This window comes from Thioalkalivibrio sp. ALJ24, from assembly GCF_000377785.1.
Lineage (GTDB): Bacteria > Pseudomonadota > Gammaproteobacteria > Ectothiorhodospirales > Ectothiorhodospiraceae > Thioalkalivibrio.
Genome location: NZ_KB898726.1, coordinates 223,476 through 247,761 on the forward strand (window position 1 = coordinate 223,476; position 24,286 = coordinate 247,761).

Annotated in this window: 23 protein-coding genes; 19 read left to right on the forward strand and 4 right to left on the reverse strand. The window is 69.0% G+C overall.

Annotated elements, in window-relative coordinates; translation table 11 throughout:
- Positions 1-31 precede the first annotated feature (31 nt).
- From pstB to D571_RS0105135, 5 genes are all read left to right on the forward strand, one after another.
- Complete coding sequence (gene pstB / locus D571_RS0105115; RefSeq protein ID WP_018935600.1) at positions 32-862, forward strand: phosphate ABC transporter ATP-binding protein PstB; 831 nt, start codon at positions 32-34, stop codon at positions 860-862.
- A 14-nt stretch (positions 863-876) separates the two neighbouring features.
- Entirely contained in the window at positions 877-1,599 is a 723-nt protein-coding gene (phoU, locus tag D571_RS0105120; protein ID WP_018935601.1) for a phosphate signaling complex protein PhoU, read from the forward strand.
- A gap of 112 nt (positions 1,600-1,711) precedes the next feature.
- Complete coding sequence (locus D571_RS0105125; RefSeq protein WP_018935602.1) at positions 1,712-2,929, forward strand: efflux RND transporter periplasmic adaptor subunit; 1,218 nt, start codon at positions 1,712-1,714, stop codon at positions 2,927-2,929.
- On the forward strand, positions 2,926-5,997 hold the full coding sequence (locus D571_RS0105130; protein WP_018935603.1) for an efflux RND transporter permease subunit: 3,072 nt from the start codon (positions 2,926-2,928) through the stop codon (positions 5,995-5,997). The genes D571_RS0105125 and D571_RS0105130 overlap by 4 nt, the downstream gene beginning before the upstream one ends.
- Entirely contained in the window at positions 5,984-7,588 is a 1,605-nt protein-coding gene (locus D571_RS0105135) for a TolC family protein (RefSeq protein ID WP_026287595.1), read from the forward strand. Before D571_RS0105130 ends, D571_RS0105135 begins: the two co-directional genes overlap by 14 nt.
- Positions 7,589-7,625: 37 nt before the next feature.
- On the opposite strand, the gene folE is transcribed toward D571_RS0105135, so the two are convergent.
- Both folE and D571_RS0105145 read right to left on the reverse strand, forming a co-directional pair.
- Complete coding sequence (gene folE, locus D571_RS0105140; protein WP_018935605.1) at positions 7,626-8,228, reverse strand: GTP cyclohydrolase I FolE; 603 nt, start codon at positions 8,226-8,228, stop codon at positions 7,626-7,628.
- A gap of 27 nt (positions 8,229-8,255) precedes the next feature.
- Positions 8,256-9,053, reverse strand: coding sequence for a DUF3429 domain-containing protein (locus tag D571_RS0105145; protein ID WP_018935606.1), 798 nt, complete (start codon positions 9,051-9,053; stop codon positions 8,256-8,258).
- Positions 9,054-9,166: 113 nt separating this feature from the next.
- On the opposite strand from D571_RS0105145, the gene D571_RS0105150 reads away from it, so the two are divergent.
- The 6 genes from D571_RS0105150 (at position 9,167) to D571_RS0105175 (ending at position 14,351) form a co-directional block, all read left to right on the forward strand.
- On the forward strand, positions 9,167-10,540 hold the full coding sequence (locus D571_RS0105150) for an NAD(P)/FAD-dependent oxidoreductase (RefSeq protein WP_018935607.1): 1,374 nt from the start codon (positions 9,167-9,169) through the stop codon (positions 10,538-10,540).
- 13 nt (positions 10,541-10,553) lie between these two features.
- A complete protein-coding gene (locus D571_RS0105155; protein ID WP_018935608.1) occupies positions 10,554-11,321 on the forward strand; it encodes a DUF1365 domain-containing protein in 768 nt (255 codons plus the stop codon).
- A complete protein-coding gene (locus D571_RS0105160; protein WP_018935609.1) occupies positions 11,321-12,541 on the forward strand; it encodes a cyclopropane-fatty-acyl-phospholipid synthase family protein in 1,221 nt (406 codons plus the stop codon). The genes D571_RS0105155 and D571_RS0105160 overlap by 1 nt, the downstream gene beginning before the upstream one ends.
- A gap of 85 nt (positions 12,542-12,626) precedes the next feature.
- Positions 12,627-13,079 carry a GNAT family N-acetyltransferase gene (locus tag D571_RS0105165; RefSeq protein WP_018935610.1) on the forward strand — a complete coding sequence of 151 codons (453 nt, stop codon included), beginning with the start codon at positions 12,627-12,629 and terminating at the stop codon, positions 13,077-13,079.
- A 14-nt stretch (positions 13,080-13,093) separates the two neighbouring features.
- Positions 13,094-13,594 carry a hypothetical protein gene (locus tag D571_RS0105170; RefSeq protein WP_018935611.1) on the forward strand — a complete coding sequence of 167 codons (501 nt, stop codon included), beginning with the start codon at positions 13,094-13,096 and terminating at the stop codon, positions 13,592-13,594.
- Positions 13,581-14,351, forward strand: coding sequence for a hypothetical protein (locus tag D571_RS0105175; RefSeq protein ID WP_026287597.1), 771 nt, complete (start codon positions 13,581-13,583; stop codon positions 14,349-14,351). Before D571_RS0105170 ends, D571_RS0105175 begins: the two co-directional genes overlap by 14 nt.
- Before the next feature lie 78 nt (positions 14,352-14,429).
- Here D571_RS0105175 and D571_RS0105180 read toward each other — a convergent pair whose 3' ends face one another.
- Entirely contained in the window at positions 14,430-14,885 is a 456-nt protein-coding gene (locus D571_RS0105180) for a cytochrome c (protein WP_018935613.1), read from the reverse strand.
- 121 nt (positions 14,886-15,006) lie between these two features.
- Here D571_RS0105180 and D571_RS0105185 point away from each other — a divergent pair, with 121 nt between their 5' ends.
- Together D571_RS0105185 and D571_RS0105190 are read left to right on the forward strand one after the other, a co-directional pair.
- On the forward strand, positions 15,007-15,732 hold the full coding sequence (locus tag D571_RS0105185; protein WP_018935614.1) for an HAD family hydrolase: 726 nt from the start codon (positions 15,007-15,009) through the stop codon (positions 15,730-15,732).
- Positions 15,733-15,855: 123 nt separating this feature from the next.
- Positions 15,856-17,097 carry a membrane protein gene (locus D571_RS0105190; protein WP_038046766.1) on the forward strand — a complete coding sequence of 414 codons (1,242 nt, stop codon included), beginning with the start codon at positions 15,856-15,858 and terminating at the stop codon, positions 17,095-17,097.
- 27 nt (positions 17,098-17,124) lie between these two features.
- Here D571_RS0105190 and D571_RS0105195 read toward each other — a convergent pair whose 3' ends face one another.
- Positions 17,125-18,486, reverse strand: a complete 1,362-nt coding sequence (locus D571_RS0105195; RefSeq protein WP_018935616.1) for an NRAMP family divalent metal transporter — start codon at positions 18,484-18,486, stop codon at positions 17,125-17,127.
- A gap of 268 nt (positions 18,487-18,754) precedes the next feature.
- Between D571_RS0105195 and D571_RS0105200 the strand changes: the two genes are divergently transcribed.
- From D571_RS0105200 to imuA, 6 genes are all read left to right on the forward strand, one after another.
- The gene (locus tag D571_RS0105200; protein ID WP_018935617.1) at positions 18,755-19,660 is read left to right on the forward strand and encodes an ABC transporter ATP-binding protein; all 906 of its coding nucleotides are present in this window, start codon (positions 18,755-18,757) and stop codon (positions 19,658-19,660) included.
- 6 nt (positions 19,661-19,666) lie between these two features.
- Positions 19,667-20,455 (forward strand): ABC transporter permease, encoded by a 789-nt coding sequence (locus D571_RS0105205; protein ID WP_018935618.1) that lies wholly within the window; start codon positions 19,667-19,669, stop codon positions 20,453-20,455.
- Between the two features lie 72 nt (positions 20,456-20,527).
- A complete protein-coding gene (locus tag D571_RS0105210) occupies positions 20,528-21,301 on the forward strand; it encodes an FKBP-type peptidyl-prolyl cis-trans isomerase (RefSeq protein ID WP_018935619.1) in 774 nt (257 codons plus the stop codon).
- Positions 21,301-22,812 carry a hypothetical protein gene (locus D571_RS0105215; protein WP_018935620.1) on the forward strand — a complete coding sequence of 504 codons (1,512 nt, stop codon included), beginning with the start codon at positions 21,301-21,303 and terminating at the stop codon, positions 22,810-22,812. Before D571_RS0105210 ends, D571_RS0105215 begins: the two co-directional genes overlap by 1 nt.
- A 63-nt stretch (positions 22,813-22,875) precedes the next feature.
- Positions 22,876-23,520 carry a transcriptional repressor LexA gene (gene lexA, locus D571_RS0105220; RefSeq protein WP_018935621.1) on the forward strand — a complete coding sequence of 215 codons (645 nt, stop codon included), beginning with the start codon at positions 22,876-22,878 and terminating at the stop codon, positions 23,518-23,520.
- Positions 23,517-24,152, forward strand: coding sequence for a translesion DNA synthesis-associated protein ImuA (imuA, locus tag D571_RS0105225; protein ID WP_018935622.1), 636 nt, complete (start codon positions 23,517-23,519; stop codon positions 24,150-24,152). The genes lexA and imuA overlap by 4 nt, the downstream gene beginning before the upstream one ends.
- Positions 24,153-24,286: the final 134 nt, after the last annotated feature.

The following is a 24,286-nucleotide window of genomic DNA, read 5'->3' on the forward strand; positions in this document are numbered from 1 at the left end:
CCGGGAGCCCCCTTTTCAGGAGTCAACCAAGATGAGTGAAACCGCAACCCACACCGTTCAGGTGACCGCCGACGACCGCCCGGACCGCGGGCTGCGACTGGCCGACGAGGAGATGTGCCTGAGCGCGGAGGACCTCAAGCTCTACTACGGCGACGACCAGGCGCTCAAGGGCATCGACATCCGCATCCCGAAGAACCGGATCACCGCGTTCATTGGCCCGTCCGGCTGCGGCAAGTCGACCTTCCTGCGCTGCTTCAACCGCATGAACGACCTGATCGACGCCGCGCGTATCGAAGGCACCATCCGCCTCGACGGCGAGGACATCTACGGCGCCGACGTGGACGTGCCCGAGCTGCGCCGCCGGGTGGGCATGGTGTTCCAGAAGCCCAACCCCTTCCCCAAGTCGATCTACGAGAACGTGGCCTACGGCCTGCGCCTGCAGGGCGTGAAGAACCGGCGCCGGCTCGACGACGTGGTGGAAAGGTCGCTGCGCCGCGCGGCCCTGTGGGACGAGGTCAAGGACCGCCTGCACGAGAACGCCTTCGGCCTGTCCGGCGGTCAGCAGCAGCGCCTGGTGATCGCCCGCGCGATCGCCATCGACCCCGAAGTACTCCTGCTGGACGAGCCCTGCTCGGCGCTGGACCCGCTGGCCACGCTGAAGATCGAAGAACTGATGATGGAGCTTAAAAAGGACTACACCCTGGTCATCGTCACCCACAACATGCAGCAGGCCGCGCGCGTCTCCGACTTCACCGCCTTCATGTACATGGGCGAGCTGATCGAATACGCCGATACCGACACCCTGTTCACCTCGCCCGCCAAAAAGCAGACCGAGGACTACATCACCGGCCGCTTTGGCTGAGGAGCCCTGCAGACATGGATACGAGCTTCTTCAAGCAGCACATCTCCACCCAGTTCAACGAAGAGCTGGAAGACATCATCAAGCGCGTGATGGCGATGGGCGGGCTGGTGGAACAGCAGCTTGCCGACGCGGTGAACGCGATGGTCGAGGGCGACACCGAGCAGGCCGAGACCGTGATGACCACCGACTACCGCATCAACGCGATGGAGGTGGAGATCGACGAACAGTGCACCCACATCCTCGCCCGGCGCCAGCCCACCGCCTCCGACCTGCGTCTGGTGATCGCGGTGATCAAGACCATCACCGATCTCGAGCGCATGGGTGACGAGGCCGAGCGCATCGGCCGCATGGGCCTGCATCTGCTCGAAGCCGACCGCCAGACCGCCCCGATGAGCGATCTCGCGGAAATGGGCGAACACGTGCGTCACATGACCCGTGGCGCGCTGGATGCCTTCGCCCGCATGGACACCGAACAGGCGGTGCGGGTCGCCCAGCAGGACATCCAGATCGACAGCCTGTACGAATCGGTCACCCACAAGCTGATGAAACAGATGACCGCCGCCCCGGACGCCGTGCCGCGGCTGATGGACGTGGTCTGGGCCGCCCGCGCCCTCGAACGCATTGGCGACCGCGCCCGCAACATATGCGAATACGTCGTCTATTTCGTCAAGGGCAAGAACGTGCGCCACACCAGCTACGAACAGATGGCGGCCGAGGCCACCGGCGACCGGCACTGACGCGAGTCCCGTCGACCCGCAATCCTTAGTCAATCACCGGGCATTCACGGGACGTTCAGGGGCGACGGGCAAGGTACAATCCGGTCCCGTCCTCGTCCCCGCCCGGGTTGCCATGCGTCGTCTGTCCGTGATCCCTGTTCTGTTCGTGGCCCTGGCCGTGCTGGCCGTGGCCGTGTGGTGGTGGCCCGGCGGCGGCGATCCCGACGGCTCCGACCGGCGTGGCGGGGGTGACGCACGGCCGGTGGCGGTGGTGACCGCCGAAGCCGAGCGCCGCGAGCTGGTCGAGCGCCGGCGCTTCACCGGTTCGCTGGAAGGCGGTGACCGGATCGAGATCACGCCTCGGGTCACCGGCCACGTGCGCGAGGTGGCGGTGGCACTCGGCGACCGGGTGGAACCCGGGGATCTGCTGCTGCGTCTGGATGCCGAGGAGTTCGAACAGGAACTGGAGCGTGCCGAGGCCGAGCTGGCAGTGGCCGAATCCGGACTGGCCGAGGCCCGCGCCGGCGAGGCGGCCGCGCGTCGCGAGCTGGCTCGTACCCGCGACCTGCGCGAACAGGGGATCGCTTCGTCCTCGGAGCTGGAGGCGGCCGAGACCGAACGGGAGCTGGCGGTCACCGCAGTGGCGCTGGCCGAGTCGCGCCTGCGGCAGAACCGCTCCGCCGTGCGTTCGGCGGCCATCCAGCTGGAATACACCCGGATTCACGCCGATCGCAACGACGACGGAGAATCCGGAGCCACCCGCTATGTGGCCGAACGCCAGGTCGATCGTGGCGCGCTGGTGGGCACCGGCGACACGCTGCTGACGCTGGTCCGGCTGACCCCTATGCGCGCGGTGCTGTCGGTCACCGAGGGTGACTACGCCCGGCTGCAGCGGGGCATGCCCGTGGAGGTGACCACGCCCGCCTGGCCGGGGGAACGCTTCGACGGGGAAATCTCGCGCATCGCGCCGGAGTTCCGTCCGGGCTCGCGTCAGGCACGGGTGGAGGTGGAGCTGCCCAATGACGACGAACGCCTGCGGCCGGGGATGTTCGCGGAACTGTCGGTGGAACTCGACCGGCATGCGGAAAGGCTTGCCATCCCCCGCGACGCGGTCATGCACCGCGAGGCCGGCGCGGTCATCTTCGTGGTCGAGGATGCCGGGGAAGACGGGGATGACGCCCCGGTCGCCCGCCGCCACACGGTCACCACCGGGGTACGCGACGGCGATTTCATCGAACTGCGCGAACCCGAACTGGAACCCGGGACCCGGGTGGTGGTGCTGGGCCAGCATCTGCTGAGTGACGGCACCCCGCTGCGGATCCGCGACGACGCACCGGGGTCCGGCCAGTGAATCCGGCGCAGTTCACGGTTCACCGCCCCGTGCTGACCAGCATGGTGGCGCTGATCGTGCTGGTACTGGGGCTGTCCGCCCTCACCCGGTTGCCGGTCGCCCTGCTGCCGGACATCGCCCTGCCGGTGATGACCGTGAACACCTCGTGGTCGAACGCCGGGGCGGAGGAAGTGGAACAGCTGGTGACCCGGCCGATCGAACAGGCCGCGGCCGCGGTCACCGGGGTCGAGGAGATCCGCTCGACCTCCGCCGAGGGCAACTCGCGGGTGCGCATCACCCTCGCCTGGGGCAGCGACCTGCGCGCGGCGATGGATGACCTGCGCGACCGCATCGCGCGCATCGAAAGCAGCCTGCCGGACGACGCGGAGCGCCCGCGCGTACGCCAGTTCGATACCGCGGATTCGCCCATCATGCTGCTGGGCGTGGCCAGCGGACTGGACGCGATCCACCTGCGCGGGCTGATCGACGATCGCATCGGCCCGCGCCTCGAGCGCCTGCCGGGGGTGGCCGCGGTGGACGTGCGCGGAGGACTGGAGCGCGAGGTCCGGGTGGAGGTCGAGCCGGACCGCCTGCGCGCGCTGGATCTGGGGCTGGACGACATCCGCTCGCGCCTGACCGGGGCCAGCGTGATCGCGCCGGGCGGGCCGATCCGGGATGGCCGCCGCGAATTCAACCTGCGCACCCCGGCCCAGTTCGAGGCGCTGGACGAGATCGGCGAGGTGGTGGTCCACCGCGACGAGGACGGCCGCACCCGCCTGCACCAGGTGGCCCGGGTGCTGGACACCCACGAACGCGAGACCCGCCGCTTCCGGGTGGATTTCGAGGACGGCGTGGTGCTGGCGATCCGCAAGCTGACCGACGCCAACACCGTCGAGGTCGCTGACCGGGTGCACGCCGAACTGCGCGCGATCAACCGTGATTTCCCGCAGGCACGCATCAGCGCGGTCAGCGACGAGTCGGGATTCATCCGCAATTCCATCGCCAACGTCGGCCAGGCGATCCTCTATGGCTCGGCGCTGGCGATGCTGGTGCTGCTGCTGTTCCTGCGCAACCTGCGCTATACCCTGGTGGCCGCGACCGCGATCCCGCTGGCGGTGATCTCGACCTTCGCGCTGGTGCATTTCGGCGGCCACAGCCTGAACCTGATGACCCTGGGCGGGCTGGCGCTGGGCGTGGGCCTGATCGTGGACAACTCCATCGTGGTGATGGAGAGCATCGCGCGGCGACGCGAACAGGTTCCCGACCTCGCGCCCACCACCGCGGCGGCCGAGGGCACCGGGCGCGTGGCACCGGCGATCGTCGCCTCCACCCTGACCACCCTGGCGATCTTCCTGCCGCTGTTCTTTGCCGAGGAACTGGCCGGCCATCTGTTCCAGCCCCTGGCGGTGGTGGTGGCCTTTGCCCTGTTCGCCTCCCTGATCGTCGCGCTGACCCTGGTGCCGATGCTGATGGCGCGCATGCGCCGCCCCGCGTCCGCGCCGCGCATGCGCGAGCGCATGGAACAGGCCTACGCGCGGGCGCTGCGTCCGGCGCTGGATAATCCGTGGTCGGTGGTGGGCATCAGCCTGGCGCTGCTGATCATCGCGCTGGCGGGGCTGCGCGGGGTCGGCACCGAGTTCATGCCCGCCACCGACGAGGGCGAGATCCGCGTGAACCTGTCGATGGAACCGGGCACGCCACTGGACGAGCTGCAGACGGTGATGCTGGACCTGGAAGAGCAGGTCCGTGACGAGGTCCCCGAACTGCAGCACCTGGTGAACAGCATCGGCGCCTCGGCCTTCCGCGCCTCGTCGCCGGCGGCCGCCAACATGCGCATCAATGTCGGCCCGCGCGATGCCCGCGAGCGCTCGTCCGAAGACATTGCCGACGCCCTGCGCAGTGCGCTGGGCGATCCCCCCGGTGCGGAGATCCGCGTGCGGGCGCGCGGCGGAATCTTCTTCCGCGGCTTCGGTGGCGACGACGAGGAAAGCCTGGCGATCGAGGTGCGCGGCTTCGATCTCGACACCATGCGCGCGGTTACCGAACGCTTCGAACAGGCACTGGACGACGTCCCCGGCATCACCGACACGCGGGTCGCCGAGGACGGTGGCCAGCCGGAGTTCGCCACCCGCATCGACCGCAACCGGGCCGCCGACCTCGGCGTGGAAGTCGAGGCCATTGCGCAGACCCTGGAGACCGCCCTGGGCGGTACCCGTGCCGGGGCCCTGCGCGCGGCCGGAGACGAGGTCCCGGTGCGGGTACAGCTGCGCGACGCGGTTACCGCCACCCTGGATGACCTGCGCGACCTGACCCTGCGCAACGAGGACGGCGACCGCGTGGCCCTGCGCAGCGTGGTCGATTTCGACCGGGCGATCGGGCCGGACTCCATCGAGCGTCGCGAACAGGCACGGATCAGCACCCTGCACGCCAACATCGGCGGACGTTCGCTGGGCGAGGTGGCCGCGGACGTACGTGCGGCGCTGGAGGAGATCCCGCTGCCGGCGGAGATCGACTACTCGGTCACCGGCGACATCGAGGAACAGGAAGCGGCGTTCTCGGAGCTGCTGCTGGGCACCCTGCTGGCGGTGCTGCTGGTCTACATGGTGATGGCCAGCCTGTACGAATCGCTGCGTGATCCGCTGATCGTGATGTTCTCGGTGCCGCTGGCCATCATCGGGGTGGTCCTCGCGCTGCGAGTCACCGGCACCACCCTGAACGTGCAGTCGCTGATCGGTATCCTGCTGCTGGTGGGGATCGTGGTGAACAATGCCATCCTGCTGGTGGACCGCATGGCCCGGCGCCACCGCGCGGACGGCATGGAGCTCGTGCAGGCCGTCATCACCGCCGCCGGGGAACGCCTGCGACCGATCCTGATGACCACCCTGACCACCATCCTCGCCCTGCTCCCGCTGGCCATTGGCGCGGGCGAAGGCGGCGAGGCACAGGCGCCGATGGCGCGGGTGGTGATCGGGGGCCTGCTGTCCTCCGCGCTGATCACGCTGTTTTTGATACCGGCCCTTTATCTGCTGTTCTACCGCCGCTCGCACCAGCGACCGCCGGTCTACCGCATGGTGGATGCCCATGACTGATCGCCGCTCACCGTCCACGATGGTCGCCTTGCTCGCGGGTGCGGGCCTGGCCGGGCTGCTGGCCGCACCCGCCGCCTCCGCGCTGGAGCTCGATCTGCCGGACGAGGTGCTGGCGGTGACCGAAGGCGTCGCGCCGTCGGGCGGGACTCCCGCCGGCGATACCGGGAACCAGCTTCTGCTGACGCTGGAGGAAGCGGTGACCTCGGCGCTGGAGAACCACGCCGGGCTGCGCGCGGAACGCCTGCAGCCGGCGATCCAGGACACCTTCGTCGCCCAGGAGCAGGCGGTGTTCGACCCCGCGCTGTTCGCCGAGGTGGAGACCGGCCGTGACCGCAGCGTGCGCCAGCTCGACCAGATCGGGGTCACCGACGAGGTGGTCTCGACCCGCCGCAGTGGCGAGGTCGGGCTGCGCCAGGAGCTGCCCACCGGCACCGAACTGACCCTGTCCGTGCGTGGCCAGCGCAGCGACAGCAACCGCGTGGATCAGGCGCAGTACACCGCGCGCGGCGGGGTCACCCTGACCCAGGCCCTGCTGCGCGGCGGACGCATCGAATCCAACCGGGTCCGGCTGGAACAGGCAGGGCTGGACGTGCGGGCCTCGGAACACGAGCTGCGCGGCTACGTGGAGGAACTGCTGAACGACGTGGAGGCGCGCTACTGGGATCTGGTCCTCGCCGGCCAGCGGGTCGGGATCTTCGAGGAGGCGCTGGAGGTGGCCGAACGCCAGCTGGAAGAGACCCGCGGCCGGATCCGCGCGGGCGACCTGCCGGAGACCGAGGAGGTGTCGGCGCGCGCCGAGGTCGCGCTGCGCCGCCAGGGGCTGATCGACGCCCGCAGCGATCGCGCGGTGGCACAGGACGCGCTCGCGCGCCGCATTCACGGCCAGGGCGGTTTGTGGGATACCCGGCTGGAGACGGTCTCCGAGCCCGAGCTGGAGCGTTATTCTCTGGAGCCGTTGGAGACCTGGGTGGCCCTGGCCCGGCACCACCGGCCCGACCTCAACGAGACGCGCGTGCGGGCCCGGCGCGACGAGCTGGAACTGGTGCGTACCCGCAACGGCCTGCTCCCACGGCTGGATTTTTTCGTGACCCTGGGCCAGTCGGGCTATGCCGACAGCTTTGCCTCCAGTGCCACCGGCGATGGCGGCTCCGGCTACGATCTGGCCGCCGGTCTGGAATTCGAGCTCCCGATCGGCCAGCGCGCGGCGCAGGCCGAGCATCGCCGCGCGCGGCTGACCCGCCAGCAGGTCCACGAGACCCTGGCCAACCTGGAGCAGCTGGCGGTGGAGGACGTGCGCGCGGCCTGGTTCGAGGCCGCACGCCTGCGCGAGCAGATCAACGCCCGCGAGGAGACGGTAAAGCTTCAGGAGGAACAGCTGCGCGTGGAGAAGGCCCGTTTCCGTGCCGGCACCGGCACCGCCCTCGCCCTGGCCCGGGCGCAGCGCGACCTGCTGGAAAGTCGCCTGGAGCGCACCGACAGTATCGTAGCCTTCCGCCAGGCCCGCACCGCCCTGCTGCAGGCCTCCGGGACCCTCCTGCACCACCGCGGGATCGAGGCGCCGGGCGGCGAACCGGAACCCCTTGCCCCGTAGTGCCTGCCCCCCGAACCGGGCGGGCTGCAGGTAACTGTCAGCTGCGACCGATCAGGTTGAGGAATTCGCGCCGGGTACGCGAGTCTTCGCGGAAGGCACCGAGCATGACCGAGGTGGCCATCGAGGAGTGCTGCTTCTCCACCCCGCGCATGGTCATGCACATGTGGCGCGCGTCCACTACCACGCCCACGCCCTTGGCGCCGGTCACCTGCATCAGGGCCTCGGCGATCTGACGGGTGAGGTTCTCCTGGATCTGCAGGCGGGCGGCGAACATGTCGACAATGCGTGCGATCTTGGACAGGCCGATCACCTTGCCGTCCGGCAGGTAGGCCACGTGCACCTTGCCGATGATCGGCAGCACGTGGTGCTCGCACAGCGAATAAAGCTCGATGTCGCGCAGCAGAACCATCTCGTCGTTGTCCGAGGTGAACAGCGCCCCGTTGACGATATGGTCGAGGTCCTCCTCGTAGCCCCGAGTCAGATACTGCATCGCCTTCGCCGCGCGCAGCGGGGTGTCCTTCAGCCCCTCGCGTTCCGGGTCCTCGCCGAGCCCCGCGAGGATCTCGCGGTAGTGCGCGGCCAGCTGGTCGGCCGGCGTCCGGTTGTCGGGTTCCTCGTCGCTGTGCGAAACGGCATCCATCGAATGTTCTCCTTGGATCAGAACGGATCAGCCGACCATCATCGCCCCCAGGCCCGCGGCCAGGGACAGGATCGCGCCGGTGGTCAGGACCATGCGCAGGGTCAGATAGCCCGGTGGCAGACGGCGGCCCCGCAGGCTGTAACGGTCGACCCACAATACCACCAGGAACAGCACCGCCAGGGTCATGAGTGCCTCGGGCAGTGGCTGCAGCACCGCCAGCCAGGCCAGCACCGGCGGGATCACCGCCCAGCCCGGCGCCGACAGCGGACCGACCCGATGGCGGCGATCGGCGAGGTACAGCCCCCAGTGGATCGCCCCCAGAAAGGCCAGGATGACCGCACCATAAAGCGCCAGCGCGTTCAGCGCGAAAGCCTGCCATTCGGGCTGGGCGATCCACGCCCCGGCCCCGAAGAACACGAACGGGATCAGGCCGCCGGCCCCCAGGATGGTCAGCGCCGGATCCCGCGCACCCGGGTCCGTGGCTGCGTCCGGTCCCGCCGCGGCGGCCACCGGGTTGCTGCCGGCCCCAGCACCCGCCCCGAGGTGGGCACGCAGTTCGGGGAGACCGCCCAGTGCCCCGTCGCGGGTCACCACCAGGGGCAGCATGCGCATGCCGGTGGCCTGCTGCAACTGATGAAAGGCCTCGCGATTCTCCGCCGAACCCATGCCCCATTCCAGGCGCGTCCAGCGGCCCGGGCGAAATTCATCCAGCAGGGCCTCGGCCTCGCGGGTATCACTGAGCCCGGAGGTCACCAGCACGATCTCGTGGGTCTCCAGTGCACGGCGCACCGCTTCGGGCCATTGCGTGTCGTTCGTTGCCGTCATCACGTCCTCCCGGGAAGATGAATTCGGGAATTTCCCGGCTCCTGCCGATTTACAAATATTGTACAGGTATTGTATAAGATGAGATACGACCCCGGCCGCTGGAGAGCCAGGACATGGAAAAACAGCGTATCGCCGTCGTCGGCGGCGGCATTGCCGGGCTCGCCTCGGCCTGGATCCTGCAACAGCGCCACGACGTGCGACTGTTCGAGCAGGCCCCCGGTCTCGGCGGGCACGCCCACACGGTCACCGTGGCCGACTCTCAGGGTCCGACCCCGATTGATACCGGCTTCGTGGTCTACAACGAACGCAACTATCCGCTGCTCACCCGCCTGTTCGGCGAACTTGGCGTGCGGACCCGCGCCACCGACATGAGTTTCGCGGTGTCGCAGCAGCCGGCAGGTCTCGAGTATGCGGGCAGCGATCTCAACACCCTGTTCGCGCAGCGCGGTAACCTGCTGCGGCCCCGCTTCCTGCGGATGGTAGCGGATATCCTGCGCTTCAACCGCCTCGGGCACGAGCTGCATGCGCGCGAGGCGATGCCCGAGGGGACCCTGGGCGAGTTTCTGGCCCGCCATCGTCTGGGGCAGGGTTTCACCGAGGATTACCTGCTGCCGATGGCGGCGGCGATCTGGTCCTGTCCGCCGGAGCGCATGCGTGAGTTCCCGGCGGCCGGTTTCCTGCGGTTCTTCCGCAATCACGGGCTGCTGGACCTGCGCGATCGCCCGCAATGGCGCACGGTGGTCGGGGGCTCGCAGAGCTATGTCGCCCGGCTCGCCGAACGCCTGTCGCCCGGGAGCGTGCAGCACAGGGCCGTCACCGCGGTGGAGGCGCGCCCGGCGCACTGGCGGGTCCACGCCGACGGCTGGTCGGAGGACTTCGAACGGGTGGTGTTCGCCTGCCACGCCAACGATGCCCTTCGGCTGCTGGACGGCGCTCCGCAGACCACCCGCAGCCGCCTGGCCGCCTGCCAGTTTCAGGAGAACCGCGCCCTGCTGCATACCGACACCCGTCTGATGCCGCGCTCACGCCGCGTCTGGTCGTCGTGGAACTATCTCATGCGCGAGCGTGAAGCGGGGGATCGCGGGGTCTCCGTGTCGTACTGGATGAATGCCCTGCACCGCCTGCAGCGGCGCGAGAACTACATCGTCAGCCTCAACCCGGTGGCCGATCCGCACCCGTCGCTCACCCTGGGCGAGTTCCTGTGGGAGCACCCGGTGATGGATGCGCCGGCCGAGCGCGCGCGCACCGCACTGGCCGAACACCAGGGCGACGACGGGCTGTACTTTGCCGGGGCCTGGATGGGCGACGGCTTCCACGAGGACGGGCTGCGCTCGGCACAGGCCGTCGGGCAGGCGCTGGGTGTGGAGATCCCCTGGTCGCAGGGGACGGATACTCCGGTCCCTGCGCGGCCCGCGATCGATCCGGCACCGGAGCCGGCGGGCGGGCCGCTGCCGGCCTCGGCCCCGGCACGCCCGCGGTCGCTGTGACGGAGAGCCGGTGATGGATGGCGCCCTGCTCTGTGGTCCGGTGATGCACCAGCGGCTGTTCCCGCAGCAGTATCGTTTTCGCTATCGGGTGGTCAGCGCGCTGTTCGACATCGACCGCCTCGAAGCACTCGCGCGGGACCGTCGCTGGTTCTCGCTGAACCGATTCAACCTGTTCAGCGTGTACACCCGCGACCACGGTCGCCGCGACGGCACGCCGTGGCGACCGTGGATCGAGGAACGCCTGCGCGAAGGGGGCCTGGAGCCCGGTGGCGGGCGCATCCTGCTGCAGGCCACGCCCCGGGTTCTGGGCCACGCGTTCAACCCGCTGAGCCTGTGGTACTGCCATCACTCCGACGGGCGCCTGCAAGCGGTACTGCTGGAGGTACGCAATACCTTCGGCGAACACCATCACTACCTCCTGCGGGCCGACCGGGTGCACGGACGCGTCCTGCGCGGGGAGAAAGACAAGGTGTTCCACGTCTCGCCCTTCATCGACATGCAGGCCCGCTACCATTTCACCCTGCGGGTCCCCGAACTCATGGACGGGAGCCCGATGCGCGTGGCCATCCGCGAATTCCAGGATGAACGCCTGATGCTGGTCGCCACCCAGTCCGGTCACGCCCGCGCCATGACCGATGGTGCGCTGCTCCGCCAGTGGTTGCGCATGCCATGGATGGCCGTCCAGGTGCTCGCACTGATCCACTGGCAGGCCCTCAAGATCTGGTGGCGCGGCGGGAAGTATCACCCGCGCCCCGCACCGCCCGAGAAGGAGATGACCTGATGCAACTGGAACGCACGCAGCGGCTGCCGGCTCCCGCCCGCAGCGCCGCAACCCGGGCCCTGGACCTGCTGGCCCAGCGGCTGGAAGGGCTGGAACGCGGCCGCCTGACCCTGATCGGGCCGCACGGCGAACGCCGCGAGATCGCCGGCCATGGCCCCGGCAGCGAGGCCACCTGGCATCTGCGCCGTCCATGGAAGACCCTGTTGCGGCTCGCGCGCCACGGTGACATCGGGTTCGCCGAGGGCTACATCGCCGGGGAATGGACGACCCCCGACCTGCCGGCCCTGCTGCGTCTGGCCATGGAAAACGAGGCCCGGCTCGTCGGGATCTATCAACGCCCCGCCGCGCAACGCTGGCTGGACGGGCTGCGCCACTGGCTGCGGCGCAATTCGCCGCGTGGCAGTCGCGCCAACATCCGCTTCCACTACGACCTCGGCAACGATTTCTACCGCCTGTGGCTGGATCGCGGCATGGCCTATTCCGCCGCACTGTTCCATCGCGGCGACGAACCCCTGGAGCTGGCGCAGCAGCACAAATATGAACGTCTGCTCGAGCGCCTCGCGCCGGAGCCCGGGGCCCACATCCTCGAAATCGGCTGCGGATGGGGCGGCTTCGCCGAGCTGGCCGCCCGGCGCGGTTACCGGGTGACCGGCCTGACCCTGTCGCAGGAGCAGCTGGAACATGCCCGCGAGCGCATCCGCCGCGCGGGCCTGGAAGACCGGGTGGACCTGCGCCTGCAGGATTACAGGGAACTGGACGAGACGTTCGACCACGCCGTGTCGATCGAGATGTTCGAGGCCGTGGGTGAGCGCTGGTGGTCGACCTGGTTCGACCAGATCCGCCACTGCCTGCGCCCGGGCGGACGCGCGGCCGTGCAGGTCATCACCCTCGAGGAATCGGCCTTCGAGTATTACCGCCGTAATGCCGACTTCATCCAGCTCTACGTCTTCCCCGGCGGCATGCTGCCAACCCCGTCACGTTTTGCCGATTCGGCCGCCGAGTCCGAACTGCGCGTGGTGGACCGGGCCTTCTTCGGTGCCGACTATGCGCGGACCCTGGCGCACTGGCACCGCGAGATCCTGCGCACCCGCGGGGCCATCGAGGCGCTGGGCTATGCACCGGATTTCCTGCGCATGTGGCGCTACTACCTCGCCTACTGCGAGGTCGGCTTCACCTCCGGCCGCGTCGATCTGATGCAGGTCGTGCTCGAGCGACCCTGACCCCGGGCAGGTCCGGTCCGCCTGGACTACACTCGGGTGTCCGGTGTGGCCATCCTGACCGGCCATGCCGCGGAGGAGGTGGCTCATGTTCCGGCAGATCATCTTTCGGGAGGCCAGCTGGCCTGCCGACCAGGAAGCACTGTCCCGGGTCCGTCGCGAAGTCTTCGTCGGAGAACAGCAGGTGCCCGAGGACCTCGAATTCGACGGGCTGGACGCCGGCGCGCTGCACTGGCTCGCGGAGGATCCCGATGGCGAACCAATCGGCACCCTGCGCCTGCTGCCCAGCGGGCAGATCGGCCGCATGGCGGTACGCCAGCCCTGGCGCGGCCACGGCATCGGCTCCCACCTGCTGGAATGCGCGCTGACGGCGGCCGGCCAGCACGGCTGGGAGCACGTCTGGCTGAACGCCCAGGCCTCCCGGCTGGGATTCTATGCCCGCCACGATTTCTTTATTATCAGCGACACATTCGTGGATGCGGGCATCCCCCACCGGCGCATGCTGCGCCGCGTCCGGGACCACATGGCCCGCGCCGGCTGACCCGGGAGCAAGGCATGAGCCAGGACATGAGCAAGGAAGGCGACAACCCCGAAGATCCGCAGGAGCAGGCGCGCGCCATGCTGCGGGAACTGAGCGAAAACGCCAGCCGGATCCTGTGGATTCACACCCCGGTAGCCCTGCTGGAGGAGCTCGCCGACGACGACCTCCCCGGTACCCTGGCGCGGATGGCACAACGCCATCGCGCTACGGACATCCGCCTGCTGGTGGACGACGACCTTGCCCTGAAAGACCGCATGCCCGAGCTGGTCACAACACTCAAGCGACTGACCACGGCCGTGTCCGTGCGCGTACTTGAACTGGATGAAAACGCCCCGCTGGTGATGACCGTCGTGGCCGACCAGTCCGGCTGGATGCAGCTGACCCGTTCCGGCAGCCGGCGCATCCTGCGCGGCGATACCGACCACCGCGGCCACACCTGGCGCCGGGCCCAGGAATTCGAGGCCAGCTGGGTGTCCGGCAGGGAATCCAGCGAGCTCAGGCGTGTGCACCTCTGAGCGCCGCCGTTGGTTCCTGCGCGCGGGAGGGGCCACGCTATTGCTGGCGGCGTTGCCCGGCCCCCTGACGGCGCGCGACCCGCACACCGAAGTCACGGTGATCGAACTGCAACAACGCCGCGCGGAGGAGATCGTCAAAGATCTTCGGGCGGTCTTCCCCGCAGCCACCCTGCAGGCCGATGGCTTCCGCCTGCTGGTGCGCGCCGCGGCCCACGACCTCGAGGATATCCGCGACCTTGCGGCGAAGCTCGATCAGGCCCGCCCCGACCTGATCCTGAGAGTACGGCGCCGGGGGGACGAGGACGGCGAGCGCCGGGGTCTGGTCCGCCGCTTCACCACCCGGCGCGGTGACGAGCGCGAGCAATACCTGCGCCTGCGCGACGGTGGCCGCGCGATCCTGATGGTCGGCGAGACCCTCCCCGCCGGCTATCGCCTGTTCGCCGGACGCGCCGGGGTCGCGGTGGAACCGCTGTTCCGCGACACCGAACGGGGCTTCGTCGTCGAGCCCCGCATGCAGCCGGACGGACGGGTCCGCGTCGTGGCCTCGCACATCCATCAGATTCCGCTGCGCGAGGGCGCCCGGCACGAACGGGTGGAGACCGACGTCACCCTGGAGACCGGTCGCTGGCACGATTTTGCCGGGGTCCGTTCGCGCCTGGACGAACAGGCGCGCGAGACGCACCCGCCGGTGCGCCGGCGCACCACGCGGGACCGCGACGCGGTCTCCCTGGAGATCCGCGTGGATCCGGCCGACTGACACCGCCCCAGCCCACAATGAAAAAAGGCCCGCTGTCCCGGGAGGGACAAGCGGGCCCGGCTTCGACAACCGCGTGGATCAGTCGCGGAAGCTGTCGTGGCAGGCCTGGCAGGACTGGCCGATGTTACCGGCCTGACGCCGCAGCTGCATCTCCTCGGCGCCCTCGTCGATCAGGGCCTCCAGGGCAGCGACCTCTTCCTTGAATTCCTCGATCTTCTGCTCGAAGGTGTCCGCGTCCTCCCAGACCTCCATCTTGGCGTCGGTATCACCGAGATCGGAGTCTTCGGTGAAACCCTGCCAGGGCATGTCGGCCAGACGCGCGAGCTGATCGGCGCGCTGCAGGAACATCTCCTCGTTGAAGGGGATCTCGCCCTGGGCCATGCCGGCCATCGGACCGAAGTTCCAGCTGAACGCCTTGAACACGCCCTGGCGGTATTCGATCGCGTCCTCGGGATCCACGGCCTGGGCGGTGCCGGTCATCATCAGCGCTCCCAGCAGAGCCACGGGCAAACTGCGCAGCAGGTATTTTTTCATGACGCTTGCTCCTTTCATTCCGGTGAAACGGAAGTCATTGACGGAGTTTCCCTTTCATTTTACACCTGCTTCGCGACCGGGAAAGGGACTCTTCACGCACATTATCCGACAATCTCGTCCGATGAATTCGAACCCATCGATTCCCCCCGGCCATGGCCGCCCGGTCGAATGCGTCACTTTCGATCTGGACGATACCCTGTGGCCGGTGATGCCGGCGATCCGGCACGCCGAGGCGCGTTTCTATGCCTGGCTGCGCGAGCACGCGCCGCAGGTCTGCGCCCGCTTCGATCCGGAGGCCCTGGTGGCCGACCGCGCGGCGTTCATGCGCGCCGCCGCACCGGAGGAACGCCACGACCTGACCCGCCTGCGCAAGCGCTGGCTGCGGGGACTGGCACAGCGCTGTGATGCCTGCCCCGACACCCTGGAGGAAGAAGGCTTCGCGGTGTTCTGGCATGCCCGCAACGAGGTGACACCGTTTCCGGAGGCCGTGCCGGTGCTGGAACGCCTGCAAGGCCGGGTCATCCTCGGCGCGATCAGCAACGGCAATGCGGATGTCTTCCGCACCCCGCTGGGGCGCTATTTCGATTTCGCGGTGGGCGCGGCCGAGGCCGGCGTGGCCAAGCCGGGCGCGGAGATCTTCGCCCTCGCCGGCCGCCGCGCGGGCGTCCCGGCCCACGCGATCCTGCACGTCGGCGACGACGCGGTAGCGGACGTCGTGGGAGCACGCGAGGCCGGCATGCAGGCGGCTTGGTACAACCCTGGCGCCCTGCCGTGGGAACACCCTTCCCCCGCCCCGCTGCGCATCGGCCGGCTGGAACGGGTGCCGCGGCTGCTCGACAATCCCTGAGCCGCGCCCGCTATACTGCTGCGTATACAGCCACGCAGGAAGCTTCTGATGCCGGGACCGGCATACCCATCGCCTCGCTGCCGGCCCGCCAGTGCGGGTCTCGTGCCCGCGGTTCTGTGGCTGATGCTGATCCTGCCGTGGCTGCTGCCCGGCCCCGCGCAGGCCGATGCCCCCGCCGACGATCCCGCTGCGCAGGCGCCGGAGATCACCCTGCATTTCTTCTGGACCCGCGAGTGTCCGCGCTGTCTGGACGCGCTGCCGGTGGTCCATCAGCTGGCGCAGGACTACCCCTGGCTGGCCGTGCGCAGCTACGACCTCACCGCGAATCCGGCTCTGGGCCAGGTCTATCGCGGCATGGCCGCCGAGATCGGCGAGGACGCGCGGGCGGTGCCCGGCTTCCTGTTCTGCAATGCGATGCTGGAGGGGTTCGACGCGCGCGGACGTCAGGAGGCCCGGCTGCGCGAACTGCTGGAGACCTGCCACCGGCGGGTTCAGGCCGGCGAACCGCCCGAGCTGGAACGCGCGCTGTGGACCGACGCCGAGCCGCTGCGTCTGCCGCTGGTCGGCGAGCTGCGTCCCGATCAGCTGTCCCTGCCGGCGCTGACCCTGATCCTCGCGGGCTTCGACGCGTTCAACCCCTGCGCCTTCTTTGTCCTCTTGTTCCTGCTGAGCGTGGTGGTGCACAGCCGCAGCCGGGGCCGTATCCTGCTGATCGGCGGAGTGTTCGTGACCATCTCGGGGGTCATCTACTTCACCTTCATGACCGCCTGGCTGAACGCCTTCCTGGTGCTCGGCGAGATGCCCCTGATCACGCGGATCGCCGGGGCCGTGGCGCTGGCAATGGCGCTGATCAACATCAAGGACTATTTCCTGTTCAAGCGCGGGGTATCGCTGAGCATCCCGGACTCGGCCCGGCCGGGCCTGTTCCGACGCATGCGCGAACTGACCCAGGCCGACAGCCTGCCCTGGGTTCTGGGGGCCACCGTGGTCCTGGCCGTGGTGGTCAATCTCTACGAGATCCTCTGCACCCTGGGCTTCCCGATGATCTACACGCGGATCCTGACCACCCACGATCCCGGCGCGGTGAGCTACTACAGCTATCTGCTCGCATACAACCTGATCTACGTGCTGCCGATGCTGGCGATCGTCGCGCTGTTCGCCTCCACCCTGGGCAACCGCAAGCTGCAGGAACACGAGGGGCGCCTGCTCAAGCTGCTGTCCGGAATGATGATGCTGGCGCTCGGCCTGTTGCTGCTGCTGCGCCCGGATCTGCTCTCCAGCCCGGTGTTCGCGATCGGCGCGATCGCCTTGGCCGTGCTGCTGACGCTGATCGTCCGCCGCCTGACCCGGCCCGCCGCCGACTGACCCCGGACCACCCGGACGCCACCGCAGTCAGACCCGCGCGCCGCCCTCCGGCGGTGGCGCCACCAGCGCCTGTTCTTCTTCCTGGATCCGCTCGCGTTCCTCCTCGGCCGCATCCTGCAGGCCGAAGAACCACACCACGAACAGCAGCGTAAACACCACGAAGAACGCCATGCCCGCCCATGACAGCCCATGCAACACCGGCCCGGGGCGATCCTTCTCCGGCACCTCGGGGCGCTGGATGGCGCGATAGTTGAGCCAGGCGAACACCGGCGAGGTCAGGAACGACACCACCATCGCGAACTGCAGCATCGCCAGCAGATCAGTCAGCAGAAACTGAATGATCACGGTGCTGGCCACCACGGTGAACAGGAGCCATGCGACCAGCGTGCGCCGCAGCCCCGTCTCCGGGCGATCGAACAGCAGGAGGGTGCTCATCGCCAGCGAGCGCGGCCAGCCGTCCATGCAGGTCAGGGTGGTACTGAACATCGCGGAAAACGCCGCCAGCACGATCAGCCAGTGCGCCCAGTCACCGATGGTCGAGGTGTACATCTCGATGAAGCGAGCGGAGAACTCGCCGGCCGTCATGTCGGCCAGCTCGATCCCCGCGCCCGCGCGATACATCACCAGCGCACCCAGGGCGAGGAAGAACACCGCCAGCACCACGGTCACGATGTAGCCGATGTGGAAATCGGTGGTCGACTCGCCCACCGTGGCGCGGTGCCCGGTCTCGATCTCGCGCGAGGTCCGCCACAGCGACGGCCACGCCGCGATGTCGATGGGGGCCGGCATCCAGCCCATGAACATGATGATGAAGCCGATGGAGGCGAGATCCCAGGGGTCGCGTCCGACGAAACCCTCGGGGATCTCCGCGCTCTGCCAGATCGCCACGATCACCGCGGTCAGGGTCGACACCGCCAGCAGGAACACCACGACCTTGGCAATCTTGTCCAGCAGCTGATAATGCCCGGCGAGGATGATCGCGGCACACAGCAGCAGGATGCCGATGGCGATCCCGGTCACGTATTCGGCGGCGTCCACGAACGGAAACGCCAGAAACAGACTGGCGGAGATGAACGCGACCCCCGCGGTGTTGAGGAAGGCATTGACCAGATTCAGGCCGAAGAAGGCCGCCAGAAAGCCCTTACCCATGCGCCGGTAGCCATGCAGGATCGTGTCGCCGGTGGCCGCGCGGTATTTCACCGCGTACAGGAAGAACGGATACTTGAACAGGTTGGCCAGCAGCAACAGTCCCAGCAGGGACCAGCCGTAGAGCGCTCCGGCCTGGGTGGAGGACACCAGATGGGAACCGCCGATGGCGGCGCCGGCCATCAGGATGCCCGGCCCGATCGCCTTGCCCAGATCCGTCCGGGGTTGCCAGAACAAATGCATGGATCACCTCGCGTTGGCCGGAACAGTCTGCCGCACCCGACAAGCACGAACCCGATAAGCGCTGCAGCTCGGCCGAGGTCCGCCTGCCTTCGTGGGAGCGCGCTTGCGCGCGAATGCGGCGCGGCGAAGGGTAGCGCATTGCCCCGAGGACGACCACGGGCAACGGGCACCGAAAATCCCCGCGCGGTCCTGCAGCCTTCCCGCCAACCGGCGGGAACACCTTACACTGTGCGCGGTCCCCGCCACCCGCTTTGCGAAAGGACGCCCCGTGACCGCCATCCGTATCCAGGACCTGCGTAAGTGGTATACCGGCACGCCGGTGGTCGACGGCGTGAACCTGGAGATCCCGAAGGGCGAGTTCTTCGGCCTGCTGGGCCCCAACGGCGCAGGCAAGACCACCACCCTGCGCATGCTGCTGGGCCTCAGCCCCATCGATGCCGGCCACATCGAAGTGCTCGGCGAGGCGATGCCCGAGGGCGAGCGCCGGATCCGTCACCGCCTCGGGGTGGTGCCGCAGTTCGACACCCTCGACCCGGACTTCACGGTGGGCGAGAACATGTTCACCTATGCCTCGTATTTCGGCCTGTCCGGCCCCGCGCTGCAGGCACGGGTCGATGCCCTGCTGGAGCAGGTCAACCTGAGCGACCGGCGCGACGCGACCATCCAGTCCCTGTCCGGGGGCATGAAACGCCGCCTGACCCTGGCCCGCGCGCTGATCAACGACCCGGCCGCGGTGATCCTCGACGAACCCACCACCGGCCTCGATCCCCAGGCCCGCCACCACCTGTGGCGACAGCTGCGCGAACTGCGCGCCTCGGGCGTAACCCTGGTGCTGACCACGCATTACATGGAAGAGGCCGAGGAGCTGTGCGACCGCATCGCGATCATCGACCATGGCCGCATCATCGCCTGTGACACACCCGCCCGGCTGATCCGCGAGCACGTCGAGCCCTGGGTGGCCACGGTCGCCGGCCACGGAGCCGCGGCCTCCATCGAGAACGAACTGGGGCCGCGCGACCGTGCCCACCAGGTCGCCGACACCTGGCTGATCTACACCCCCGATCCGGAACGCCTGCGCGGGCGGCTGGAGGCACGCGGGGAACGCATGGGCCTGCGCGAGGCCAATCTCGAGGACGTCTTCCTCAAGCTCACCGGACACGACCTGCGGGACTGAGTACCCATGAGTCAGCGCACCCACCCCCTGCTCCCGCGTCCCGGCCTGCGCATGTTTGCGGTGTGGCGCCGCAACCTGCGGGTCTGGCGCAAGCTGCTGCTGCCCGCGGTGGTCGGCAACTTCGGCGAACCGATCCTCTACCTGCTGGCGTTCGGCGCCGGCTTTGGTGCCCTGGTGGGCGAGGTCGACGGCATGCGCTACATGGTGTTCATCGCCTCCGGCATCGTCGCCTCCAGCGCGATGATGACCGCCAGCTTTGAGGGCATGTACTCGGCCTATACGCGCATGGCGGAACAGAACACCTGGCTCGGCATGCTGGCGACCCCGCTCACGCTGGACGACGTCGTGTTCGGCGAGGCGGTGTGGGCAGCCACCAAGGGCCTGATCTCCGCGATCACCGTACTGATCGTGGCCAGCCTGCTGGGGCTGGTGGCCGATGCGCGCGCCCTGCTCGCGCTGCCGGTGATCTTCCTCGCCGCCTTCACCTTCGGCGCGCTGGCACTGGTCGTCACCTCGCTGGCGCGCAGCTACGATTTCTTCCTCTACTACTTCACCCTGGCGGTCACCCCCATGCTGCTGCTGTCCGGGGTGTTCTTCCCGCTGGAACAGCTCCCCGACTGGGTGCAGACCCTGGCCTGGATGCTGCCGCTGGCCCATGTGATCGAGCTGGTGCGGCCGTTGATGACCGGCGAATGGCCGGTCCGCTGGCTGCCGCATCTGGCGGTCATCGTTGGGTACGGGGTCCTGGCCATCTGCGTGGCCAGCTACCGCATCCGCCGCCGGCTGTTGCAATAGAGCGGGAATGTTCCAATGATGCGCGTTGTCCTCTGAAAACGAACCCTTTCCATAACCTTCAGGTACGAATCGATGAAGAACTGGCTGTTTGCAATCCTTCTGGCCCTGCCGGCCGCCGCGCTGGCGCAGAACGTGGAAGTCCGTGACCTCGAGGAAGGCGACGGCGACGAGGTCGTGCGTCATGACACGGTGACCGTGCATTACACCGGCTGGGTGCACGAGGACGGCGAGGATCAGGGCGAGCCCTTCGATTCCAGCCGTGACCGTGGTCAGCCGTTCAGCCTGACCCTGGGCGCCGGCGAGGTCATCCCCGGCTGGGAGAAGGGCCTGGAGGGCATGCGCGAGGGCGGCGAGCGCGAGATCATCATCCCGCCGGAACTGGGCTACGGGGCGCAGGGCGCCGGTGACGTGATCCCGCCGGACGCGACCCTGCGCTTCGAGGTGGAGATCCTGGAGGTGGAACCGGCCCCGTTCGGCGGACTCGACAATGACGAGCTGGCCGAGATGCTGGAACGCGATGACGTGACCGTGGTCGACATCCGCCGGCCCGACGAATGGTCCGAAACCGGGGTGGTCGACGGCAGCCTGCGCCTGACCGCCTTCGACGAACGCGGCCAGTTCATCCCGCAATTCGGCGAGGAATTCACCGACGCCGTGGACCCGGACGACACCGTGGTCCTGATCTGCCGCACCGGCAGCCGCACCGGCGTGCTGGCCCGCGCGCTGGCCGACGGTCTGGGGTACGAGGACGTTCACAACGTCACCGACGGCATCAAGCACTGGCTGGAAGAAGACGGCGTGGTACGGCAGGACTGCCCCGACACCGAGGAGACGGCGGTTTGCTGATGCGGCGACATGGCGGACCCGGGGCCCTGGGTCTGGTCCTGCTGCTGCTCTCGGCCCCGGCTCCGGGCGAAGAAGACAACCGCGAGGAACTGCCGGCGGTCATTCCCGAGCCGGTGACCACCACGCATTCGCTGGAAACGGTGGACGGCGAACGGCTGGAGTACCGCGCAACGGTCGGCTACACCCCGCTGGGCGAGGATCGCGAACACCCCGAGGCACGGGTCTTCAGCGTGGCCTATACGGTGGAGGATGAAGACACCGAGCGCCCGGTGACCTTCCTGTTCAACGGCGGCCCGGGGGCGGCCTCCGCCTATCTCAACGTCGGCGGGCTCGGCCCGCGCGTTCTGGACACCGACGAGCGTGGCCTCTCGGCCACCACCCCGCCGCGCCTGGTGGACAACCCGAAGACCTGGCTGGCGTTTACCGACCTCGTCTTCGTGGATCCGCCGGGCACCGGTTTCAGTCGGGTCATGGAGGCCGGCGATCGCGAGGATTTCTTCGAGCCGGAGGGCGACCTGGCCGCGCTGGAGGAGATGCTGGAACGCTGGCTGGACGATCACGAACGCCGCGGGGACCCGGTCTACGTCGGTGGCGAGAGCTATGGCGGCTATCGCGCCGGCGCCCTGCCGGCGCGGCTGATGCGCAACTCCGGTATCAGCGTCTCGGGCACGGTTCTGGTCTCGCCTGCGCTGGATTTCGGCATGCTCGAGGGCGGCACCGGACGCCCGCTCCCGAACGCCCTGATGCTGCCGGCGCTGACCGCCTCGGCACGCGCGCATGACCGCCTGGGCGATGACCCGCCGAGCCTCGAGCAGGCGGAGGCATTCGCGCTGGGGGACTATCTCGAGGGCCTGCTGCACCCGCGGCGCATCGATGCGGACTGGATCGATGAAGTGGCCCGCTTCACCGGGATGGAGCGCGACCACCTGCGCGCGACCGGCGGCCGCGTCACGCTGAACATGGCGCAGCGTGGCCTGCTGCGGGACGAGGGCCGGCTGGTCAGCCTGTACGATGGCGGGATTGATTCGCCCGATCCGGTCCCGACCCGCACGCGGCCGCAGGCCGATGCCATCCTCGACGGTCTGGTGGCCCCGCTGTCCACCGCCATGCTGGACCACCTGCGCAACACCCTGGACTGGTCACACGGGCATCAGTATCGCCTGCTCAGCCGCGAGGTCTTCGGTGCCTGGGACTGGGACAGCTCGCAGCGCACTGGCCCGGCCTCGGCGATGGACGACCTGGCCACCGCCCTGGCACTCGATCCCCGCTTTCGCATCTTCAGCGTGCACGGCGAGGCCGATCTGATCACCCCCTATTTCGCCACCGAATGGCTGCTGAGGCAGATCGCGCATGCCGCGGACCCGGGCGACGACGAGCGCATTGTCACCGGCCGCTATCCCGGCGGGCACATGCTGTACATGCGTGCCGACAGCAACGCCGAGCTGTTCAACGACGCCCGGCGCTTCTACACCGGACACGTAGAAGACGGAGCTGAAGCGGACCCCGACTGACCGCTTGCCGACCCGGGCACCCTCCGGTTACTGTAATTATGAACAGTATCCGGAGCCGCCCCCGTGTCGTCCGTCCCGTCGCTCACCCCGCGCCAGCAGGCCATCCTCGACTACATCACCGAGGTGGTCACCACCCAGGGCACCGCGCCCACGCGCAGCGAGATCGCCACGGCCTTCGGTTTCCGCTCGCCCCATGCGGCGGAATGCCACCTCAAGGCCCTGGCGCGCAAGGGCGCGATCGAACTGGTGGGCGGGGCGGCCCGCGGGATCCGCCTGCCCCCCGACGCCCGCCCGTCTCCCGGCATGCCCTCGGGAACGGACGGCATCCCCCTGATCGGCCGGGTCGCGGCCGGCTCGCCGCTGCTGGCCACCGAACACATCGAGGGGCACTACCAACTCGGCGACGCCCTGTTCCGCGCCCGCCCCGACTACCTGCTGCGGGTACACGGCGAAAGCATGCGTGATGCCGGCATCCTCGACGGTGACCTGCTCGCCGTGCGCCGCACGCCGGAGGCCCGGGATGGCCAGATCGTGGTCGCGCGCATCGAGGACGAGGTCACGGTCAAGCGCTTCCACCACGATGGTTCACGGATCCGCCTGCTGCCCGAAAACCCGGACTTCGCCCCCATCGAGATCGACCCCGAACGCCGCGAACTGGCGATCGAGGGGATCGGCGTGGGCGTGCTGCGCGATCTGGAAAGGGAATGAGCCGCGCCCTGGACTCGCTGCTGGAGCACCCGTCCCTGTGGCGCGGCCGCCAGGGCGCCCCCTCCAGCGGCGACGCGGTCTGGCCGGCGGGAACGCCCGAACTGGAAACGGCCCTGGGCGGCGGCTGGCCACGCGGCCAGCTGGTGGAACTGCTGGGCGCGCCCTTCGGCAGCGGCGAGACCCGCCTGCTGATCCCGATGCTCGCCGCCTGCGGGCGCGCGCGGCTGTGGATCGCCCTGATCGGTCCGCCGGCTACCCCGTGGCTCCCCGGCTGGCAGCAGCTGGGCATCCCCCCGGAGCGGGTCCTGCTGGTCCGGGCCGAACACACCCGCGAGTGCCTGTGGAGCGCCGAACAGTGCCTGCGCGACCCGGCCTTCGGGGTATTGCTGGCCTGGATCCCGGAACCGGCGGAGACCGCGCAGCTGCGCAGGCTGCGCCTGGCCGCCGGCGAGAGCCGCGCCTGTGCCGTGCTTTACCGGCCGCCGCAGGCCGCCGAACAGCCCTCGCCCGCACACCAGCGCCTGCACTGGCAACCGCACGGCGGAGGGTTGCGCCTGCAGTTCCTCAAGGGTCATGGCGCGCGCAACTGCCGCGACCGGCCGCTGGATCTCGACCCGGAGGCGATCCCGTGAACCCGGCTGCACACGCGCCCCGTCCGGCACCGGATCGCGCCGCCCCGGGACCGAACCTGCAGCTGCTCCCCGCGCCCGCGGAACCGGCCCGTGCCCCCGAACCCGCTCCGCTCCGGGCCGCCCGCCCGGAGGCC

Coding starts and splice junctions, on each gene's coding strand:
- pstB (WP_018935600.1), top strand. CDS start 32: ATGAGTGAAACCGCAACCCACACCGTTCAGGTGACCGCCGACGACCGC.
- phoU (WP_018935601.1), top strand. CDS start 877: ATGGATACGAGCTTCTTCAAGCAGCACATCTCCACCCAGTTCAACGAA.
- D571_RS0105125 (WP_018935602.1), top strand. CDS start 1,712: ATGCGTCGTCTGTCCGTGATCCCTGTTCTGTTCGTGGCCCTGGCCGTG.
- D571_RS0105135 (WP_026287595.1), top strand. CDS start 5,984: ATGCCCATGACTGATCGCCGCTCACCGTCCACGATGGTCGCCTTGCTC.
- folE (WP_018935605.1), bottom strand. CDS start 8,228: ATGGATGCCGTTTCGCACAGCGACGAGGAACCCGACAACCGGACGCCG.
- D571_RS0105145 (WP_018935606.1), bottom strand. CDS start 9,053: ATGACGGCAACGAACGACACGCAATGGCCCGAAGCGGTGCGCCGTGCA.
- D571_RS0105150 (WP_018935607.1), top strand. CDS start 9,167: ATGGAAAAACAGCGTATCGCCGTCGTCGGCGGCGGCATTGCCGGGCTC.
- D571_RS0105155 (WP_018935608.1), top strand. CDS start 10,554: ATGGATGGCGCCCTGCTCTGTGGTCCGGTGATGCACCAGCGGCTGTTC.
- D571_RS0105160 (WP_018935609.1), top strand. CDS start 11,321: ATGCAACTGGAACGCACGCAGCGGCTGCCGGCTCCCGCCCGCAGCGCC.
- D571_RS0105165 (WP_018935610.1), top strand. CDS start 12,627: ATGTTCCGGCAGATCATCTTTCGGGAGGCCAGCTGGCCTGCCGACCAG.
- D571_RS0105170 (WP_018935611.1), top strand. CDS start 13,094: ATGAGCCAGGACATGAGCAAGGAAGGCGACAACCCCGAAGATCCGCAG.
- D571_RS0105180 (WP_018935613.1), bottom strand. CDS start 14,885: ATGAAAAAATACCTGCTGCGCAGTTTGCCCGTGGCTCTGCTGGGAGCG.
- D571_RS0105185 (WP_018935614.1), top strand. CDS start 15,007: ATGAATTCGAACCCATCGATTCCCCCCGGCCATGGCCGCCCGGTCGAA.
- D571_RS0105190 (WP_038046766.1), top strand. CDS start 15,856: ATGCTGATCCTGCCGTGGCTGCTGCCCGGCCCCGCGCAGGCCGATGCC.
- D571_RS0105195 (WP_018935616.1), bottom strand. CDS start 18,486: ATGCATTTGTTCTGGCAACCCCGGACGGATCTGGGCAAGGCGATCGGG.
- D571_RS0105205 (WP_018935618.1), top strand. CDS start 19,667: ATGAGTCAGCGCACCCACCCCCTGCTCCCGCGTCCCGGCCTGCGCATG.
- D571_RS0105210 (WP_018935619.1), top strand. CDS start 20,528: ATGAAGAACTGGCTGTTTGCAATCCTTCTGGCCCTGCCGGCCGCCGCG.
- D571_RS0105215 (WP_018935620.1), top strand. CDS start 21,301: ATGCGGCGACATGGCGGACCCGGGGCCCTGGGTCTGGTCCTGCTGCTG.
- imuA (WP_018935622.1), top strand. CDS start 23,517: ATGAGCCGCGCCCTGGACTCGCTGCTGGAGCACCCGTCCCTGTGGCGC.